26 protein-coding genes are annotated in these 16,758 nt (G+C 65.6%); 5 read left to right on the top strand and 21 right to left on the bottom strand.

The annotated features are described in order from the left end of the window. Positions 1-26 precede the first annotated feature (26 nt). Complete coding sequence (locus BKK79_RS20320; protein WP_071038601.1) at positions 27-299, top strand: DUF1488 family protein; 273 nt, start codon at positions 27-29, stop codon at positions 297-299. 2 nt (positions 300-301) lie between these two features. Here the strand turns inward: BKK79_RS20320 and BKK79_RS20315 are convergent, their stop codons facing one another. Next, positions 302-946 (bottom strand): hypothetical protein, encoded by a 645-nt coding sequence (locus tag BKK79_RS20315; RefSeq protein ID WP_071038600.1) that lies wholly within the window; start codon positions 944-946, stop codon positions 302-304. On the opposite strand from BKK79_RS20315, the gene BKK79_RS20310 reads away from it, so the two are divergent. After that, positions 945-1,469 carry a hypothetical protein gene (locus tag BKK79_RS20310; protein WP_071038599.1) on the top strand — a complete coding sequence of 175 codons (525 nt, stop codon included), beginning with the start codon at positions 945-947 and terminating at the stop codon, positions 1,467-1,469. The two genes, BKK79_RS20315 and BKK79_RS20310, sit on opposite strands and share 2 nt — an antisense overlap. A 2-nt stretch (positions 1,470-1,471) precedes the next feature. Here the strand turns inward: BKK79_RS20310 and BKK79_RS20305 are convergent, their stop codons facing one another. Further along, the gene (locus BKK79_RS20305; protein WP_071038598.1) at positions 1,472-3,343 is read right to left on the bottom strand and encodes a DNA cytosine methyltransferase; all 1,872 of its coding nucleotides are present in this window, start codon (positions 3,341-3,343) and stop codon (positions 1,472-1,474) included. A gap of 63 nt (positions 3,344-3,406) precedes the next feature. On the opposite strand from BKK79_RS20305, the gene BKK79_RS20300 reads away from it, so the two are divergent. Beyond that, positions 3,407-3,781 (top strand): TonB family protein, encoded by a 375-nt coding sequence (locus tag BKK79_RS20300; protein ID WP_071038597.1) that lies wholly within the window; start codon positions 3,407-3,409, stop codon positions 3,779-3,781. 10 nt (positions 3,782-3,791) lie between these two features. Here BKK79_RS20300 and BKK79_RS20295 read toward each other — a convergent pair whose 3' ends face one another. From BKK79_RS20295 to BKK79_RS20235, 14 genes are all read right to left on the bottom strand, one after another. After that, positions 3,792-4,064 (bottom strand): hypothetical protein, encoded by a 273-nt coding sequence (locus BKK79_RS20295; protein ID WP_071038596.1) that lies wholly within the window; start codon positions 4,062-4,064, stop codon positions 3,792-3,794. Then, positions 4,061-4,312 carry a hypothetical protein gene (locus BKK79_RS20290; RefSeq protein ID WP_071038595.1) on the bottom strand — a complete coding sequence of 84 codons (252 nt, stop codon included), beginning with the start codon at positions 4,310-4,312 and terminating at the stop codon, positions 4,061-4,063. The genes BKK79_RS20295 and BKK79_RS20290 overlap by 4 nt, the downstream gene beginning before the upstream one ends. A 2-nt stretch (positions 4,313-4,314) precedes the next feature. Then, the gene (locus BKK79_RS20285; protein ID WP_071038594.1) at positions 4,315-4,629 is read right to left on the bottom strand and encodes a hypothetical protein; all 315 of its coding nucleotides are present in this window, start codon (positions 4,627-4,629) and stop codon (positions 4,315-4,317) included. Continuing rightward, positions 4,629-4,832, bottom strand: a complete 204-nt coding sequence (locus tag BKK79_RS20280; RefSeq protein WP_071038593.1) for a helix-turn-helix transcriptional regulator — start codon at positions 4,830-4,832, stop codon at positions 4,629-4,631. Before BKK79_RS20280 ends, BKK79_RS20285 begins: the two co-directional genes overlap by 1 nt. Beyond that, positions 4,829-5,011 (bottom strand): hypothetical protein, encoded by a 183-nt coding sequence (locus BKK79_RS20275; protein WP_071038592.1) that lies wholly within the window; start codon positions 5,009-5,011, stop codon positions 4,829-4,831. The genes BKK79_RS20280 and BKK79_RS20275 overlap by 4 nt, the downstream gene beginning before the upstream one ends. After that, entirely contained in the window at positions 5,011-6,750 is a 1,740-nt protein-coding gene (locus BKK79_RS20270; protein ID WP_071038591.1) for an AAA family ATPase, read from the bottom strand. The genes BKK79_RS20275 and BKK79_RS20270 overlap by 1 nt, the downstream gene beginning before the upstream one ends. A 7-nt stretch (positions 6,751-6,757) precedes the next feature. Further along, complete coding sequence (locus tag BKK79_RS42060) at positions 6,758-7,648, bottom strand: DNA translocase FtsK (protein ID WP_157128487.1); 891 nt, start codon at positions 7,646-7,648, stop codon at positions 6,758-6,760. Positions 7,649-7,720: 72 nt separating this feature from the next. Next, complete coding sequence (locus tag BKK79_RS20260) at positions 7,721-8,623, bottom strand: hypothetical protein (RefSeq protein WP_071038589.1); 903 nt, start codon at positions 8,621-8,623, stop codon at positions 7,721-7,723. A gap of 114 nt (positions 8,624-8,737) precedes the next feature. Next, entirely contained in the window at positions 8,738-9,928 is a 1,191-nt protein-coding gene (locus BKK79_RS20255) for a hypothetical protein (RefSeq protein ID WP_071040255.1), read from the bottom strand. Positions 9,929-9,957: 29 nt separating this feature from the next. After that, positions 9,958-10,752, bottom strand: a complete 795-nt coding sequence (locus BKK79_RS20250) for a RecB family exonuclease (RefSeq protein WP_071038588.1) — start codon at positions 10,750-10,752, stop codon at positions 9,958-9,960. Between the two features lie 120 nt (positions 10,753-10,872). After that, positions 10,873-11,031: a hypothetical protein gene (locus BKK79_RS40465; protein ID WP_157128486.1), complete on the bottom strand. Its 159-nt coding sequence runs from the start codon at positions 11,029-11,031 to the stop codon at positions 10,873-10,875. Then, positions 11,028-11,321 carry a hypothetical protein gene (locus BKK79_RS20245; RefSeq protein WP_071038587.1) on the bottom strand — a complete coding sequence of 98 codons (294 nt, stop codon included), beginning with the start codon at positions 11,319-11,321 and terminating at the stop codon, positions 11,028-11,030. Before BKK79_RS20245 ends, BKK79_RS40465 begins: the two co-directional genes overlap by 4 nt. Beyond that, the gene (locus BKK79_RS20240) at positions 11,318-11,653 is read right to left on the bottom strand and encodes a hypothetical protein (RefSeq protein ID WP_071038586.1); all 336 of its coding nucleotides are present in this window, start codon (positions 11,651-11,653) and stop codon (positions 11,318-11,320) included. The genes BKK79_RS20245 and BKK79_RS20240 overlap by 4 nt, the downstream gene beginning before the upstream one ends. A 3-nt stretch (positions 11,654-11,656) precedes the next feature. Further along, positions 11,657-12,004 carry a hypothetical protein gene (locus tag BKK79_RS20235; protein WP_071038585.1) on the bottom strand — a complete coding sequence of 116 codons (348 nt, stop codon included), beginning with the start codon at positions 12,002-12,004 and terminating at the stop codon, positions 11,657-11,659. 202 nt (positions 12,005-12,206) lie between these two features. Between BKK79_RS20235 and BKK79_RS20230 the strand changes: the two genes are divergently transcribed. Next, positions 12,207-12,422, top strand: coding sequence for a hypothetical protein (locus BKK79_RS20230; RefSeq protein WP_071038584.1), 216 nt, complete (start codon positions 12,207-12,209; stop codon positions 12,420-12,422). Positions 12,423-12,463: 41 nt separating this feature from the next. Here BKK79_RS20230 and BKK79_RS20225 read toward each other — a convergent pair whose 3' ends face one another. The 5 genes from BKK79_RS20225 to BKK79_RS39155 all read right to left on the bottom strand — a co-directional run bounded on the left by BKK79_RS20225 (position 12,464) and on the right by BKK79_RS39155 (position 15,166). After that, complete coding sequence (locus tag BKK79_RS20225; protein ID WP_084084957.1) at positions 12,464-12,976, bottom strand: type II toxin-antitoxin system VapC family toxin; 513 nt, start codon at positions 12,974-12,976, stop codon at positions 12,464-12,466. Continuing rightward, positions 12,973-13,116 carry a hypothetical protein gene (locus tag BKK79_RS41575; RefSeq protein ID WP_232346412.1) on the bottom strand — a complete coding sequence of 48 codons (144 nt, stop codon included), beginning with the start codon at positions 13,114-13,116 and terminating at the stop codon, positions 12,973-12,975. Before BKK79_RS41575 ends, BKK79_RS20225 begins: the two co-directional genes overlap by 4 nt. A 67-nt stretch (positions 13,117-13,183) precedes the next feature. Next, positions 13,184-13,711, bottom strand: a complete 528-nt coding sequence (locus tag BKK79_RS20220) for a hypothetical protein (RefSeq protein ID WP_232346411.1) — start codon at positions 13,709-13,711, stop codon at positions 13,184-13,186. Between the two features lie 791 nt (positions 13,712-14,502). Continuing rightward, positions 14,503-14,769 carry a helix-turn-helix transcriptional regulator gene (locus BKK79_RS20215; protein ID WP_198173380.1) on the bottom strand — a complete coding sequence of 89 codons (267 nt, stop codon included), beginning with the start codon at positions 14,767-14,769 and terminating at the stop codon, positions 14,503-14,505. Between the two features lie 166 nt (positions 14,770-14,935). Then, positions 14,936-15,166 (bottom strand): hypothetical protein, encoded by a 231-nt coding sequence (locus BKK79_RS39155; protein WP_198173379.1) that lies wholly within the window; start codon positions 15,164-15,166, stop codon positions 14,936-14,938. A 1,103-nt stretch (positions 15,167-16,269) separates the two neighbouring features. Between BKK79_RS39155 and BKK79_RS20210 the strand changes: the two genes are divergently transcribed. After that, a complete protein-coding gene (locus BKK79_RS20210; RefSeq protein WP_157128485.1) occupies positions 16,270-16,533 on the top strand; it encodes a hypothetical protein in 264 nt (87 codons plus the stop codon). Positions 16,534-16,758 lie beyond the last annotated feature (225 nt).

Raw genomic sequence — 16,758 nt, 5'->3', positions numbered from 1 at the left:
ATCCTTCGAACCATTAGGAGACAGCGATGACTGCGACTATTGCCCCCGGCACCCAGCCCGTGACCGATGGCGTCACGATGACGGTAGCGTTCAGCGTCGCGGATGCCGGTGCTGTGCAGCATTTCGGTATCTCGTACGAGGCGCTCCGGGACCATTTCGGCGCGGCCAGCAATGAGCCCCGCGACATCTCGGCGGCATTCGAGCGAGGGAAGGCCGCGATCGTCGGCAAGGCGGCCAATATGATGCGAGCCGGCCAGCGCAGTACGAGCCGTATCCTGCTGAAGACCGAGAACTTCTAGGTTCAGCATTTCGCATCCTCCCTGAACTCCACCACCCATACCCAGGGATTCGCTTCCCAGGCGTCGGGGCCATTGAGGCTGTTCCAGAGCCAGCGGTACTGCTCGCGCGGAGTCGCGCTGTAGGGATAGTCGGGGATAGACCCGTGGCCGCCGGCGCAGCCCTCGGCCCGGCAGTCAGCCTCGCTGATGTCCTGCAGCCGCTCAACTCGCACGCCGGTGACCTCGAGCAGGATGCGCGAGGCCCAGCGGGGCATGTGGATTGATGGCCTCCAGCCTTGACGCAGGTTGTCCTCGGCGTCCATGAATTCCGGGGGAGGGCCGCCGTCGGCTGCGTACTCGCAATACTTCGGCGAGTGCGGGTCTTCCGGGCGATCCTCCCAGTCTCCATCCCACATCGGGCCTTGCCAAGTCTCGCGCACCCACAGGCGGTCGCCGGGCTGGCCGTACGGGCAGCCGAAGCGGGGCAGAATCTCCCCAATCAAGTAGTCCCGAGGCCCGCTGAATGACCGACCGCCGTACAGCACCACGCAGTCGTCGCCGCCGCGCAATTCCGGCTGCGGCTTCACCACGCGCCGCGTCTGCGTCTTCCGGCCGTCGAGGACGGCGCGTACCATGGCGCCAGAAAAGAGAATAGGGAGTTCACGCATGGCAGGCATCCTGAGTTGGATCGAAGCGCATCCTGCACTGGCTGGATGGGTTCAGGCGGTGGCATCGGTCGCGGCTATCTGGTGGGCCGGGCATACCAGCGTCAGGTTGCAGCGCTCCGACAGGCAGCACGCGCGCAAGACTCTTGGCGAAGCGGTGCAGAAGATTGCTGAGGCTGCGCGCGACACTGCCGGGCATGTCATCAAAGAGATCCCTGATCGTCAGGCCGTATACGACATCGCCCAGGGCAACAAGCATTTTGACCAGCAGGTTCTCGTGCAGATTGACCGCAGCGTGTCGGGCATCCCTCTGCACGAGCTCAACACCGCGAACCTCGTGACTTTTGTCATCATGCTGGGGTCGCTGACCCGGCAACTGGAGGAGCAGGTGGCGGCGGCGCTGGAGTTCCATCGCGAAATGGACGCGGCGCAGTTTGAAGCCTTCTTCAAGGCGCTCAAGCAGATGCGAACTGCCATCGAAGACATTCGAGGCAAGATCGAAACCGAGGTGAAAAATATTCACTAACATCAAGCAGCCTCCGCCTGTTGCGCAACGGAGAGCGCAATGGCCACCGGGCGCACCCAAACCGGCGTGGCCGACAACATGAATGTCTCGCCAGTCTCGGCCAGCAGCAGCGTGGTGCCCATGACTTCGGCGATCGCCTGGGCGGCATCCGGCGGCACCGCGTTGCCGATGCGCTCGCGCCAGGCCTGGTCGCTCTCGCCGTCCAGCTTGAAGGCCTTGGGGCCAAGCATGGCGGCGCGGTTGTGCGCGTCGAAGGTATCGATTTCCCGCTGTACCTTCGGATCCGGCGACCACATCTCCTCGGGGTCGATGAGGCTTTGCAGAGCCGCCAGCTCCAGCGTGGTGAAGGGGCGGTGCCAGGTTCCATCCAGGGCGCGGATGACGGCTACCAGCTTGTCGTTGGCCAGGGGCAACCGCGGGTCAGCGACCGACCATCGCCCGTTGTCATGACCGGCAGCTGCCGAAACAGCGCCGCTGTGCTGATCCCAGCCGACCACGCCGTAGTGACCGCCGGTCAGGTAGGCGTCGCCGCGCTCGCGGCGCATGCCCGGGCGCGGGTCGGCCACAGCAAATGCACCCTGGCCGGTGTCGCTGCGCGCGATGACCGTGCCGGCCGGCTCGCCGTAGCCGGTGACGCGGTACTTGCCAGCGCCTTCGAAGCCGGTCGAAGCGCGCGGATCCTGGACGCACTGCCCGGTGCCGTGTGCACTGGTAACGGCGCCAGCAGCCTGCTGCCACGGCACGATCCGGAATTCGTTGTTGTGCTTCGGTGTGCCGTCATGGCGTGGATCCGCGACGCTGAACGTCCCCTGTCCGGGATTGGTCCCGGCCGTGATGGCGCCAGATGCTTCACCCCAGCGGAGAACCCCGTACTGCTGGTATTGGGCCGCGCCGGCCACGTGACGCGGATCTGCCACCGAGAACGCGCCATTCGTCGGCAGTGATTCGCCTGCGACGGTGCCTGCCGGTTCGTGCCAGTCCACGACGCCCAGATGGCCGCCGCGGCGTTCGGGCAGGATCAGGTAATCGCTCAGGTAGCCGTCCTGAACCGCCAGCTTGTTCAGGCTGCGCCAGTCGCTGCCGGCCTCGACAAAGGCCAAGCGCACCCACGTCTTCCACTGCAACGCTGGCACGCGGTGCATCGGGCCGCCGGCAGTCGCTCCGGGCAGCGGCATGCGGCCGAGCACTGTACCGACGCCTTGCAGGCGTCGCACAGGCGGCTCGTACAGGAAGGCCGGTACCTTCGCGGTGTGCCGCGCGACCAGGAGGAACCGTTTGCGGCTCTGCGCCAGCCCGCCAATCACACCACAGTCGTGCGTGGTCTCGTTCACCGCGTAGCCGTAGTGCCGCAGGATCTGGCCGATCTGGTCAAGCAGGTGCCGGCCGCGCGTAGCCAACCGTGGCACGTTCTCGAAGACGATCAGCTCGGGCGGGTCATCCTTCCATGCCTCGCACATCAGCCATACGCAGCGCAGCGTCAGTTCGTTCAGCGCCTGGTACTTTGGCGTGCGACTCAGTGCCTCGGACAGGAGGCCTGACGCGCCTTTGCACGGCGACGAGATGAACACGCAATGCGGCCGCTCATTACCGGCGGCGCGCCGGATGTCGACCGGCGTCGCTTCGCGCCAACCGGCCGGGGGCTCCTTGTCCCAGAAGGCGGTGTACTGCTGTCGCGTGAACAGGTCCATGACCGTGCATGGCACGCCCACGAGCATCTCGAAGTCCCGAGCCGCAGCCGGATCCACATCGATGCCCCCGATGCAGCGCCAGGTCGCGATCATGTTGCCAACGCGCGAGGCAGCCTTCTTGAAGCCCTTGGCACCGCCGCCAAGGCCGCAGCAAAAGCCGAACGTTCTATACTCGCGCCGGATCATGCCCCACCTCCTTGAAGCACTGCTGTGCTAGCCTTCGCCCCTCTATAAAAAGAAGGGGCAGCAATGTTGATCAGCCGGATCTGGGTCGGGCTAGCACTCGCGAGCGTGGCAGTAGGGTGCGCAGCGCAGCAGCGCGATCCGCGCCCAATCGGGCAGATTCGTTGTACGCCGCCGAAGCCGGTGTACCCGTCGGGCGCCAGGGCTGACCGGGTGCAAGGGCGCGCGGTGGTACGGATGATGATCGGCACCTCAGGGGAGGTGGACTCGGTCATCATCGAAGAATCATCCGGCGATGCAAGGCTCGACGGCGCAGCAGCAGCAGCGGTCGCAAAAATGCGCTGCACTGCGGCCGATTCCGAGACGCAGCGAACTCTGCTGCCCGCTACGGCAAGCCAAGCGATCGCATTTGAGCTGTCGGATTTGCCGGAGAAGAAGTAACGGCGAAAGATCATGCTGCATCTCCCTCGCGCACCCAGCCCTTGCCGGTGTGGCGGATCTTTCCGGCCTTGCGCAGGGCCTGCAGGCGGCGGTCCAGAATGCGCCAGCCATGAATGTCGCGCCACTTCGGGAGGCCGCGCGCCTTGTTGTCTTCGTCCGCGATGCGCTCGCATTCCTTCTTGACGTTCCGCTGGTAGATCGAGTTGAAGTCGATCGGGCTGCCAACGATGGCGGCGATGATCAGGGCGTCGAGCTTTTCGTACTTGGTCTTGGTGGTGGTCATGCTGCGTCTCGCATCCGTTTCAGAAGATCGGCCTCGGGCCCGAAGTTCACCCAGCGGCTGAGCGCCTGGAAGGGGCTCTTCGCCGCGGCCCGGTTGATCGCTGCCGCCAGCCGTTCCAGCTCGAGCACGCGCGCCGCGGTGAGGACCGCCGACTCGCGGCCGATGGCGAGCAGCTGCTGTGCTTCGTCACGCTGGCGCTCGGCGGTGGCCACGCGCTGGTGCAGGTCGTTGATCAGGGTCTGGTCCATGGTCAGCCTCGCGCCAGCATGCAGAGGTCCGAGAAGCGTCGCAGGCTGGCTTCCCAGCCGCGCAGCTCGCCGGTGCCCACGATGCGCGTCGGCCGCTCGCGCAGCTCTTCCGGCGCCGGGATGAAGAACATCCGCGTCTTGCCGTCGACCATGCGGCGGACCTGGCCAGCCTCGAACAGCTCGGTCAACATCTCGCGCGCCTGGTCGGTCGGCCGATTGAACAGGTGGCCGATCTGGGTGGGCGTGTAGCGCTTGCCGGCGTTCTCGCGCAGGTGCGCCAGCACGTTGGTGCGGGTGAAGTGGCGGGGGAGCTGCATCAGTGGCCCCCGCGCGTGGCCAGGATCTGCTCATCCAGCCACTGCTGGACCTCTTCCTCGACCCAGCCGCTGGCGCGGCCCATCTTGATGGGCCCGGGGAAGGTGTGCGCCTTGATGCGGTCGTAGATGGCTGTCTTGCCCAGTCCGACCATCTGGCGGACTTCGGGCATACGGAGGATGCGGCGTTGTGGTTGGGTGCTCATGCGAAATGCCTCCCGTGGAGCTCGTCCAGCTTCTCGACCTGGTCGCCGCTGAGCTTCGTCACCTCGCCAGCGTGCATGCGCGTCGCCAGCGAGCGCACGAAGCTCTGTTCCGAGGTGTTCAGGTCGTCGGTGCCGAGCAGCCCTTCCAGGCGCTGGATCATGGTGGTGGTGGTGACCATCACGCCGCCTCCCGCACGGTGCCGACCTGGTGGTCCTGGACCCAGAAGGGGGTGATCCCCTCGGGCAGCCCCGTCGGCATGCTCTTGAGGCTCATGAACACCAGCGCCGTGTCGATCTCGCCGGCATCGGCCAGGTCGGCCAGCCACCAGAACAGCCGGTCGCGCTCGGCGCCGATCAGCACGTCCGCGCGGTCGAGCACCAGCAGGCGCAGACCGGTGAGCTTGCCGATGGCGTAGGCGATCATGGCGTCCGCGCGCCACTGCTCGGATTCGGACAGCAGGGCATAGGGCCGGCCGTCGCCGGCGGTGATGGTCATGTCGCGCTCGATGCCGACGCGGAACCACTCGGACAGGTTCGCCGCGGCCGCCAACTGCTCGTTGATGGGGCCCAGGGCCTCGGCCAGCAGGTCGGCCGGGATGCCGCTGGGGCCCAGGGCCTCGGCCAGGGCGTCCCAGGCAACCACGTCGGCGTGGTGCTGGCCGGCCTTGCGGGTCAGTTCGGCGGCCTCGCCGGCGGCGCGCTGCGCCGCGCGCGCGGCGGTCAGTTCTTCGCCGACGCCCTTGATGGCGTCCTGCAGGGTCTTCAGCTCGCCCTCGATCTTCCCGCGTAGCTCGGGGTCATCGCCGGCGTCCGCCGCGGCGTCCTTGCGCAGCAGCTCGGCCTGGTTCGCGGCCGCCGCGGCGGCGTCGCGCTCAGCGGTGCGGCTCTTTAGGGCGTTCTCCAGCACGGTCAGGCTGCGCTCGTACTCGGGCAGCCGGCCGGCGGCGTCCGGGTCGGCCTGGGCGGGCGCGCGCTGCGCCAGCTGGCCGGCCAGGTATTGCAGCAGGGCGCCGCACTCCGGGCAGGTGCACGACACGCCGGCCTGCTTGCCGCCGGCGGCGGCGCGCAGCGCTTCCACCTTGGGCAGGAAGGCATCGCGCTCAGCCAGGGCGCGCGCGACGGATTCTTCGGCCTTCGGCAACTGGTCGGCCTTGGCCACCAGCCCGGCGATCTTCTCGGCGCGCTGCCGGCGCTGCTGCTCGGCAGCGTCCATCTGGCCCAGCTGGCGCTGCAGATCGCCGGCGTCGCCGGTAGCCTCCGCGATCTCTGCTTCGAGCTCGGCGATCGCAGCGGCGGCATCCTGGGGCGCCGGGCCGCCGGCGGGGACCGGCGCGGTCCAGTCGGCCGCCTTCACGGCGCCGTAGTTCTCGTTCGTCAGCGCGCGCCAGGCGCCCTTGGCGGCTGTGGCCTTGGTCTGCGCTTCCTTGGCGGCCGCGTCGAAGCCGGCGCGCACCAGCGGCAGGACCGCCTCGATCTTCTTGGCGTCGCAGCCGCGGGCGGCCAGGCGCTCGCGCACCAGGTCGGTCCCCAGCTTCAGGCCCATCAGGTCGAAGAGGAACGCGCGGCGCGCCTTCTCGTCCAGGCTGGCGAAGCGCTGGGCGTCCAGCACGTAGGCCAGGCGCGGATCGTCGGGGAGCCCGTTCTTGGCCTTGCCGGAGGGCAGGGGCACGCTGTTGGCCTGGGGGCCGACCGAGACGACGATCGAGCCCGTCTCGGCGCCGTCGTGGAGCAGCTGGCCGTAGTCCTTCTTCAGGCCAACGCGCACGCTTTCGCCGGCCAGCGCCAGGCGGACGGCTTCCTGGATGCTGGACTTGCCGGCGCCGTTCTGGCCGCAGATCAGCGAGACCGGCGTGGCCGGGATGATGTCGGCGGCCTGGATGCCCAGGAAGTTGCGGATGTGGATGGCGGTGATCTGCATGATCGGCTCACCCTTCCTGTTCCTCGGTGCTCTTGAGCACCTTGCGCTTGCCTTCGTCATCCATGGCGCTGACGACGCCGTTGGCTTCCAGCTGCTCGATCAGGCGTGCCGCGCGGTTGTAGCCGACCTTGAAGCGGCGCTGCACCATGGTGATGGAGACCTCCTGCGACTCGACCACCAGGGCTTCGACCTCGGCGTAGAGCGGGTCTTCGGTGCCGCCGGACTGCTCGTCGTGCCAGGCCTTCCAGCCCTTGACCCAGGCGATGCACAGCGGGCCGGCCATCGTCGGGCAGTCGCTCTCAGCCTTGCCTTCCCGCGCGGCTTCGTAGCCCTGCTTCTGGGCGGCATCCAACTCTTCCTGCAGCGGCTGATGCTCGATGCCAATAGGCCGCCATTCGGCGTCGACTACGTTGTCATCTGCGCCTGCGGCGGCGTCCGGCATGCCGTCGCCGTCCTGGTCGGTGTATTCCTTGCCCAGGTCCAGGCCGCGCTGGTCGGACTCGCCGCGTACTTCATCCATGCCGCCGGTGTACTGCGAGCCGTCGCCGCTCAGCACGAGCAGGACGGCCTGCCCCTGGGCCTCGGCCAGCTCATGCAGCGCGCTGACCGACTTGCCGAACTTGATCAGCACCTGGGCGCCATCCTTGATGGTGATCTTGTCCAGGTCGCCCTGGACCACCGTGCGGCCGTTGGCGGCGATCAGGTGCGCGGCCATCTTCACCGAGGCGTCGACGCGGCTGCGCAGGCGGTCGAGGATGTCGTCCTGCTTCTTCTGCGACAGCTTCGCCCACGTGTCCGGCAGCATCTTCAGTTCGAGCACCAGGGCGCTCAGCAGATCCTTGCCGAGCGTGGTGGCGGTCATGTTCAGGGTCTCGCGCATTTCGGGGGAGTGGCTCATTTCGGTGTCCTGTCTCGGGTGCGGTGTGCAGGCCCGACTAGGGCCTGTGCTGGCTCGTTGTGTTTGGGGCGGCTAGATGTGGCAGTCGACGACGGTGATCGTGGTGTCGTCCGGCAGGCCGTCCAGCAGCTCGTTGACCTTGCGGTTCCAGTCGCTCTCGCTCGCGTGGTCGTTGGAGAAGCCGAACCAGCCCATGTCGCCCCTGGCGATCCACTCGCCGTCCTTGAGCACGGCGTACAGCACGGTGGCGCCGTCACGGGCCTGCTGGATGTATTGGTCGCGCGGCGTCAGGTACTCGTCGACGCCATCCCACGGATTGCCGAGTGCCTTGGCGACGGCCTTCATCACCTCCTGCGCGTTGTAAGCGTCGCGCGCGGCCGCGATGTCGCCGGCGTGCAGGACGTCGCGCACATGGTCCCAGGTGAGCCACGTCTCGCCGTTGCTCGCGGCGGCAGCTGTAGCCCACCGATCAGCCGCCTTCTGCCCAGCTGCGTCGCGCATGCCGTCGAAGTCGATGTCGCCTTTGCGCACCACGTCCGCGCGGCCCGGGCCGTCGTCAGCGCACGAACCAAGCGCGCCGCGCTTGCCCAGCAGGCCCGCGCGCCCGGCCTTCAATTTCAGGAAGCCCGACCAGCGACCGCCGATCGTCCACCAGTCCCATTTCTTGTTGGGGTTGGTGCGGTCGACGGCCTTGATGAGCTTCCCGTCCTTGACGACGGCGTAGCCGTACATGTGGGAGGCCTGATCGCCTTGGGTTTCAGCTTGGCTTTCGTCTTCGATCGTGCGCTCGCCGAGGCCGTAGTAGTCCAGGGCACCCTCGAGCGTTTCGCCTTCGTCGATGGCGCTCTGTACGTTGGCTGTGATGTCGACGTTCTGCACGAACTGGTCGTTCGTGCCGGTGCATTCGAACTCGTGGAAGGGCTGCAACTGCTGTTCGACGTTCTCGCCGATCACCATCACTGCGAAGTGGCTCATCTTTCTGTCCTGTCTCGGTTGTCTCGCGGGCCGCGCCTCAGCATTCGGCGGCGCGGCGCTGGTCTTCCTCCCGCGCTACAGCCGTCCGCGCGGGCAGTCGCTTTCGCTGGGTGTTTAGTCGGCGTTCACCGGGGTGCGCGAGCGCCGCGTCGTCTGGGCTGCAGCGGCCGGCTCGGCGTCCGCCGGCGGGGCCAGCTCGCGCATGCGGCGCGCGGCCACTTGGTTGAGCGCGGCCTTTTCCTTCTCGTCGGCCACGTCGCGGATCAGGCTGCGGGCGTAGTCGAGATCCTCGACGGACTTCGCGCCCAGCAGCTCGCGGTTCACTTCCTGGAAGGTACGGGCGCCGGCGGCGTCGGTGGTCGTGCCCGGGTCGCCTTCGTCGGGCGGCAGCAGGTCGTCTTGCTGGCCGGACTCGGCGGCGCTGGCCGGTTCTTGCTCTTCGGCGGCAGTGGTGGTGGCCGGTGCGTCGTCTTGGGCCTCGACCACCTCCGCGCGCTGTGCCGGCTGGGCGGCGGCCTGGCGCGCCGCGCCGCGCAGCTCGTTGACCGAGGCGGCGGGCACCGTGTACGAGCCGTCCGGGTTCAGGTCGATGATTTCCTGGGCTTCCTCGACCGACTGGAGGCCCATCAGCAACTCGGGGGCGTAGAGCTTGCCGAAGAAGCTGGCCGTGCGGTAGCGCAGCATGACCTCGTCCATGGTCTGCCACTTGCTGCCAGTCTTCGTGTACCAGCCTTCCTTGACGGCCATCTCGATGGTCACCGGCGGCGATTCCAGGCGCTCTTGCGTTTCCCGCTCGATCGCCCAGGCGACGCACACCTTGTCGATGATGTCGACCTTCTTGGTGACCATGCTGCGGTTGCCGTTCTCCCACACCGTCTCGGTGCGCTCGACGGTCTTCTTGCCCAGCGCCTTGATGTCGAAGCGCAGCGGCGAGAAGCGGCCGCAACCATTTACCGCAGCGATGATCCACTGCGACGACCAGGACGGGCGGCCCTCGACGATGTAGAGGTTCTGCATCACCATCAGCGGGTCGGCGCCCATGCGTTGCGCCATGTTGAGCGCGACGACGGCATTGGCCAGGGCGTTCGGGTTCTCGCGCGATTCCTTCACGTTGCCGTACTTGTCCAGCTTCTCAATCACTTTCCGGTAGGCGGCGGGCACGAGGGTGGACGAGGCGAGCAGGTTGGCGGCGCGCTGCATCAGCTCGAAGGACTGCGAGGTGGCGAAGCCCATGGTGATCACGGGAGCGGGCTCGCGCACGGCAGGCGCGCGCATTTGTTCGAGGGTGGCGGTTGCGGCGGACATAGCGGTGGTCTCGGTCTGGAAGCGGGTGATCAGGACTTGTAGGGGCAGGTGGCGTGGCGCGGGCAGTACTTCGCCGAGCACAGGAAGGACTTGCCATTGCCGTAGAAGGCGCCGGACTGGATCAGGCGCGAGGCATGCTGCAGCAGGCCCGGCTGGTCCTCGGTGCCCAGCAGCGCGGTGCGCGGCGATTCGATCTCGCCGGTGCCCACGCGCTGGCCGGCGGCCGTCTTGCCGGTGTTCATGCCGACGATCTGCGCCGGTGCGCTGATGGGGATGCCCATCGCGTGCTCGGCCAGCAGCTCATAGACGCCCAACTGCGGCCCGTGGCCGGCGGTGACCGCCACGCCATCGGTGCCGACGGCGCGGCCGCCCGTCTTGAGGTCGCTGATGCCGGCGCCGGCCTCGGTGGTGCGCACGCGGTCGGTGGTGCCGGTCAGCGCGAGGCCCAGCTCGGGGATCTCCAGGCGCTCGCATTTCACCTCGACGCCGATGTAGTGCTGGCGCGGCGCGATCTCGACGCAGTAGCGGGTGTGCAGGGCCAGTGCAATGCGCTCGGCGGTGGCCGGGTCGCTGTCCTCCCAGTCGACCTCGGCATCCTTGTCGTGGATCGAATCCACCACGGCGGCGGCCGCGTCGTCCGCGGTGATGGGCGCGCCGTCCAGCACGGCCTGATCGAAGGCGGCCGTGCCGGCGTGCACCGCGGTGCCCAGGTGCGATGCGCCGCTCGACGGCATGCGCATGCCCAGGATGTGCTTGGCTTCAAAGCGCGCCGGGCAGTCGAATAACTCTGCCAGCGAGCTGGCGCGGATGGTGACGATGTCCATGGTGGTTCCCTCAGTGGATGCGAATCAGCTCAGGCTCACCGCTGGCAAGCCAGCGGCCGGTAACGTGGAAGCCGGCGGCGCGCTGCAGCTGCACCCAGGCCTCCCAGGTGATGTCGGGATTCATACGGTCCTCACGTGCTTGGCGGGACGGACCGGCGCGGCCGGCGCGTTCGTGGCGAAGAAGTAGGCGAGGGCGACCACCACGATCACCGCGACGGTGACCATGTTCAGCCGGCGGTTATTGCGCGCGATCTTCGCGGGGTCGTGGCGAGGGGTCACAGGTCACTCCCGAAGTCGGAATCCGGGACGATGACGACCGTGCCGCGGATCTGGTGCGTGGTGCCCGGGCGGCAGATCTCCCAGTACAACTGCGTGGCCTTCTCGTTGACGGGCAGGCCCTTCGGGTGGCCGAAGTCGTCGACGATCATCACGTGCGCGCGGTCGCGCAAGCGCACCACGTCCAGCGCGTCAGCGCCGATGCGCAGGCGGATCTGCTCGATCGTGCGCGGGCCGTCCAGCGTCACTTCGGTGCCGTCGGCGTGGATGACCTTGCGGATAGCGGCGTTCATGCTCGCTCTCCGGTGGCTTTGGCGATGGCCGAGAAGGCGTCGTAGCCCTCATGCCAATCCTTGCCTTCAGCCTGAAGATTGCGAGGCTGACCGTTCTTAGATGCGTAGTAGCCGCGCGAAAACTCTGGGTCGTAACGGAGGCGGGAATTTGCGCTATCGGCCAGTGCCTCAAGCAACTCCGGCGCGGCGGCCATCAGCTTGGCTTTCGCGCTGGCGCCTTCGGTGTTCGCGGGCACTTCCGCGACCAGAAAACCGGCGCCGCTGTCTGCCGTGCGCTTCTCGCGGATCAGGTTGCTGCAGGCCTCCCAGGGGCCGAACTTGGCATTAGCCATGGCTCAAGCCCTCCCTTCCGTCAGGAACTCGATCGCCAGCCGCTCGAATTCGGCAACCGACATGGCCGTGAAGAAGTCGACCAGCTCGGGGCCCTGGCTGCCGTCGGCGTTGACCATGCGGATGCTGGCCGCGATGAAGGCGGGGGCCTGGCCGGGCCCGGGGGTGGTGAACTCGCCGATGACCGACCACCACTCGCCGGCGGTCAGGACCACGGCCGATTGCTCGTCGGCGCGCGGAAGGCGCGGCGCGGTGGCCGGTGCGAGGAAAGCCGGCGCAGGCTGGCCGGCGGCGCGCTGGCGCGCCTCATAGGCGTGCTGGTACGCGGCGGCGGTGGGAACGGCATTGGGCATCTCTGTCTCCAGCGAGCCGCTGCGGATGTGAGCGGCGTGGAACAGAGTTTAGATCGCTAATCTAAGAAAGTAAAGAAAGCTAAACCAATTTTTGTTTAGACCCCTCTACCGTTGGGTGTAGCTTTGGGGGGGCAGCGCGGAGAGCATCTTGTGGGCGCAGCTGGCCTAGACTGCTTTGATGCGAGGGAAAAGGGGGACGAGCATGGACCCAGACGACGTGATCCGCAGGTTCGAAGAGCTTGCGCTCGACGACGACCAGGATCTGGACGTGGATGACGCGATCGCTTTGCTGGCGGCGCTGCTGGCCGATGACGCGATCGAGGGGAAGGAGAGGGCGGCGCTAGAGCAGGTAGGGGCTACGCTCTACCGCGTGGGGCTGAATGAGCGGGTGATTGCGGCAGCGAAGCGGCGGCGGTAGGCAACAAAAACCCGCCGGGTGGCGGGCTCGATTAGTCTGCACTATGGCGCATCCTGAGGTGAATCTTCATCGCCGAACTCAAGCACAGTCTGCTTGGGCTTGAGTGGAAGATCAGCAGTGGCGATTGCCTCGATTCCTAGCCTTGCCGCTTCGCCGGCCATATCTTCGTCGTCCGTGTATATCGTCTTCACGTTGTGCTGGCGCGCAATAGCAAGAATCTGTCGATCAACCTTTACGCCCTGCCAGGGCGCTTTGGAGGAGCCTTTTTTCTTGCCCGAGGCGATTGCACCGCGGAAGATAAGCGACGCTTCGAAGGCGGCAACTTCATCGAACGGGAGAATTCGGATAGATCCACGCTTCTTGAGCGCGTTGACGACGTCGCTAGTAGCCACGTCCGCACCGCAGAGGAATTCTGCCCAGGCGGGCGATGGTACGCCTATGACCGTTCGAGCGTTGACAATATCTTGGATGAGCCCAGCGATCTTCTCGTACGCGGGGTCGTTTTCAGAAAGACTAGATACGGAAATTAGAATGTTAGCATCGAAGATAATCACTTAGTCCCCTCGCATTTTTTCCATTCTTCTATCGGGTCCTTCTTCGATGCCCAGCCATTGCCTTTGATCGCTCTAAGCTCGGCGAGCACTACATCGAGCGGCACATCATCGATTTCTTCGTACGATTGAATGTAGAGCATATCGAGCTCCCATTCTCCGTTCGCATAACGTATCCATTTCCCTTGGCCATGGAATCTCAGGGGGATTCTAGGTAGTGACGCGAGAGTTCTTTCGCATTTGCCTTTCCGCGGATCTCGGCTCGGAAGGTACGTCCTCTTGATCCTGAAGCAGCACAGGAATGGTCTCGTCACGCCCACCAATCTTAATGACGGTCCCATCGATCGTCGTCGGTTGCTGAATGGTATGCGTCTCAGCTACTGGGAGTTTCCTGCCCGGGAATTCAAGGATCTTCCCGCCGGCATTCGGGCGCGAGAGCGTGCCAACGGCGTTGTCTTGTCGAAGCAGCCGGTCGATGGCCTTGAAGGCCTTCTGAGCATCAGGGTCCGGATCGCCAGTCTTCACGCTCTGAAGGCGCTGGTAGACCTTGGGGAAGGCGGGTTCCTCGATAGCCACCTGAACGATTGCGCTGCCCTTCTTGAGCTTTTCGAAGTGCACGCGCTCCTCACTTCCATAGAGCTGCGCAAGCTGCGCGAGGTACTCCGCGAGGCGCGACATCGGGAGTGTCTCTGGGGTAAAGCTATCAATTCGGAAGCTGAGTCTTTCTCGCGTGTCCATGCGCCCTCTCCCGGGCCGGTCTGCACCGACCGATGTGCGGTCTCATGCATCTTGTGTTGTCCTATTCTGACATTTTGGCAGGTATTGGCCGTCGTGGTTGACGTTCGTCACGTTGGCCACGCAATTTCAGTTCTGCCGCTAGGCATCGCTCCATCAACAGGTCGCGCCAGATGCTCGTGCTGCCTGCAGCGATGGCGATAGGCCCCGGCAACCTCAATTCTTGGCAGGCTTGTACGGCTTGAGCTCACCATTCATGGCGTCGGCCATCACTGCGGAAATGACGGCGGTCCCGGGATTGGCGCATAGTCTCTGTCTTCACGACCTGGCCGCGCAGCTTGACCTGGCCTTGATGAACTCGCAAGGAGCCTTGCACGAGAAGACGTTGGTTACCGCGCCGGTCTGTGATTGAAACGCTATGCGTTCCATCCTTCTCCCCGAGATAGCGAACCATCAGGAGGGAGTTTTGCGGTTCTCCCAGGAGCGCCGTATCCTCGCTGACAGCAGCTCGTAGCCGTATTCGCCGTCCTCTTCCATCGAGTAATTGTGGGTTGGTCTGGCCGGTGGCGGGGGAGGCGGGGCGCTTCGGCGACTACCGGCTGCTGCACTGCGGTCGTCTTGGGGGCTTGGCTCTGCTCATTGCTTTTCCCGCAGCCGCCAGCGCGGCGGCCGCGGCAAGAGCTACGGCGATAGAGGCCAGCTTCTCATCGGCATGTTATTGATCTCCCCTGTGTCATTTAGCCCATAAGCCTATAGATCGACCTCGGGCCATCACTACCCTTCCGATCGGTGGTTCAATCCGGCACCCAGGCCGATGCCTTGACGATGGCCTCGATGAAGTCGAGCTTCTCGATGTCGCCGTTCGGAATCTTCACGATTCGTGCTTCTGGTTGACCGACAGGAAGCTGGTGTAGCCGTCCCCGCGCGAAGCCCAGGATCTTGATCATCACGCGGCCGTCCTTGGACTTGACCAAGACCTCATCGCCGTTCGTGACCGCGTGGTTGGGGGCAGCCACGACGAATTCACCGTCCTTGATCCGCGGCTCCATCGAGTCGCCCACGCAGCGTAGCCGTAGGCATCCGGGTCCGAGCTGAAGAATTGCAGGTACCCGTCGCCGTGGCCGACCGGGTACTCCATGTCGCAGAAGTGCCCGTTGTCGCCGAGTTGTGCCATCGCCACTACCGGAATTTTCCTGATGGAGCTTGCTGGGATCGGAATGGGTTCCGTCATCGTTGTGCTGGATGGCGGCCTTCTTGGGCCCCTTGTCCATGACGATCCAGACGCGTTGTATCCGTAGGCCTCTGGATGCCGACGGCGTACTCCAGCTTGATGGACTTGATCTGCCCGCTCAGCCATTGGCTGACCGCGCCCTTCGTGACGCCGGCCGCCTTCGCCAGCGCAACTGCTTCGGCGCCGGTTTCGTCCAGGATCGTCTGTATTCGCTCGCTCAAGGTCATTTTAGAAATCTAAACGAATGTTGGTTTAGAGGCTTGATGCGCGTGGTTTAGGGTTCTATACTTCGTGGCATGAACGCACGCGAACTCATCCAGGCCCTAGTGGGCCGCAGGCTGTCACCGCCGAGACCGGTCTCAGTAAGGGCCGGATTTCGCAGTGGCAGACGAGCAACCACATTCCCGCCCGTGGTGATGTTCCTGCGCGCCCGGTTTCCGAGGGCCGTCGATTGGGCGCGGCTCGAGCTGGCAGAACGCGACCGCCAAAGGTCGCGCGAAAGCCGGGCAAGCCCCGCGCCACCGCCCACGAAGCCCACAGCGAGGCCGCTGATGAAGAAGGGCGCTGTCACCGCGACCATCTGGTGGGCCAAGGTCCGAGCTCGCCAGCTGGCGAGTCGCAATCGGCGAGAAGGGACCGGATTGCCTGACCGAATCCGAGCGTTTCGGCGTCGCTTCCCGCTCGTCTCGAGGCTCATCGCCGGCCAGCTCGGTGCGTTCGTCGTGATCCTCACTTCTGGGCGGCGGTGTGGGTGATCGACTGGCTTCCGTGGCCGAAGGGGTGAGGCATGAACAGCAATATATCCCCCAATTGGACGCTGGGCGCCGGCCGAAGGAAGTTCGTCGCGGCGCGCCGCCCAGCACCAGTGAGCAGGGCTGACGGAAGCCGGCTGTATGAGCCTCGCGGGTGCTCAGCCGGGATTCTGATCAGCGCGAAGCCGATCAAGGTCAAGGTCGAGGCCAGTGCAATCGCGGCGTTCTGGGAGGCAGCTGATCGGCGGAAAGCCGGCGTCGAGCCGGGCCGAATCCCAAGCTCGCCCGCTGGGCGGGCCGCAATCAGCGAAGAAGGAGGCCGAATTGCTTGATCCGATTCAGGGGCTCCGGCGCGCGGATAAGTCGGTCTCAGCGGACATAAATCTTCGCATCGCATGCCGGGCAGATCCAATAGGGAACTGCGACGTATGCGCTTGTGGGCTGGTATCGCAAGACGACCTTCGACTTTTGAGGCCCATCGAAACACGCTGGCAGACATAGTGCACGGGCTCCGTGACCGATGGTTCTCCGGCCTCGCCCGGTACTGGCTGAGCGTCCGCCCGGTAGACGAAGGAGCCTTGAGTGATCTCGAAAAGCGCATAGCGACGGCGATCGAGCAAGGTTTTCTCCAGTTCTCGCAGCTTCTGGCAGGCCTCGAAGTGATCCTGTTGGAGGGCGAGAAGCTGGGCGTTGTGCGAGAAGAGAGCATCTTGGGCCTTGAGCAGCTGTTCGTTCATCTGACTGATGACCGCCGCGAGCTGGTTGGCGTCCCGGATCCCAATGGCGGCCCGGCCGACGTCCTTCGCGATGGTGATTGCTGTCGCGGCACCGCTGAGAAGTGAGAAGTCCATGCATCCCCCTGTTGTGGGCAGTTGAGAAGGTGAGAGAGCTCAATTCTTCCACGGCTGAGGGGATGCGCCACATAACCGCCGCGTGGGGTTTCCCCACTGGCATTTGATAACGGGCCCGCAAGGGTCCGACCGGGGAATGAACCATGCCGCGCACGCAGCAGGTATCGCTTTGTGACCACCCGGCGCTCGCGCGCGCCGGCAGCCGGTGGCATCCAT

This window comes from Cupriavidus sp. USMAA2-4 (assembly GCF_001854305.1).
Lineage (GTDB): Bacteria > Pseudomonadota > Gammaproteobacteria > Burkholderiales > Burkholderiaceae > Cupriavidus > Cupriavidus malaysiensis.
This window is presented reverse-complemented; position numbering and strand designations above follow the sequence as displayed.